Source organism: Nocardioides pelophilus (genome assembly GCF_014180685.1).
GTDB lineage: Bacteria > Actinomycetota > Actinomycetes > Propionibacteriales > Nocardioidaceae > Nocardioides > Nocardioides pelophilus.
In genome coordinates, this window is sequence record NZ_JACEHF010000318.1 from 1 (window position 1) to 1,072 (window position 1,072).

The 1,072-nt window shown below is 73.0% G+C and carries 1 protein-coding gene; it reads right to left on the reverse strand.

Features of this window, described 5'->3' with window-relative positions; translation table 11 throughout:
• On the reverse strand, positions 1-1,072 hold a 1,072-nt coding region (locus H0488_RS23365), incomplete at both ends, for an Ig-like domain-containing protein (RefSeq protein WP_183101550.1).

Here is a 1,072-nt window from a genome sequence, read left to right on the forward strand (position 1 = left end):
CGGCCCCCGTCGCCGTGTCGTCGGCGGCGACGGGAGCACCCGGGACGCAGGTGACGGTGACGGCGACCGTCGCCGTGTCGCCACCCGGCGCCAGGGTGTAGGTGAAGTCGTCGGTCGGGTTGGCCGGGGCGTCGTTGCAGTAGTCCGGGCTCGGCGTGTAGGTCAGGTCCGCACCGCCGTTGGTGATCGCCACCGTGCCGCTCGTCGGCTGGGTCACCGAGCCGATCGCGATCGGGCCGCTGTCCGCGTCGGTGTCGTTGGCCAGCACGTCGATCGTGGTGGCCGGGTCGTCCTCGCCGACCGTCGCGACGTCATCCACCGCCACCGGGTCCTCGCGGTCGAGGGCGCGGCTGATCTCGCAGTCCGCGGCCACGGTGTCGAAGAAGTCGACGTTGGCGACGTCCGCCGTACCGGTGCCGCAGCTCACGTCGTCGACGAACCCGGCACCGTCGCGGTCGATGATCCGGTCGTCGCCGGCGCTGCCCTCGAGGTCGTCGTTGCCGATGCCACCGAACAGCACGTCGTTGTGGTCACCGCCGACGAGGTGGTCGTCGCCCGCCTCACCGTGCAGGAGGTCGGCCCCCGCGTTGCCCAGGACCTCGTCGTCGTCGGCGCCACCGTAGAGGGCGTCGTCACCGAGCGAGCCGGTGACCAGGTCGTCGCCCGCCCCGCCGCGCACCTCGTCGGCGTCGGTGCTGCCGTCGAGGGTGTCGTCGCCGTCCCCGCCGATCAGGTGGTCGAGTCCGGCGCTGCCGTTGAGGTTGTCAGCCTCGGTGCCGCCGCGGAGCACGTCGTCACCGGTGGAGCCGAGGACCGTGTCGGCCCCCTCGCCACTGCGCACGTCGTCGTTGCCCGGCCCGGCGTTGATGGTGTCGGCACCAGGGCCTCCGATCACCAGGTCGTCCCCGCCGAAGGCGGAGATCTGGTCGTCGCCGCCGAGCCCGCAGATGACGTCGCTCCCGCCCGTCCCGTTGAGCACGTCCGGACCGTTGGTGCCCTTGATCGTGCACGGGCTTCCCGGCGGCGGCGGCGTGGCCCACGCCACCTGCGGGAGGGCTGGCAGCACCAAGGC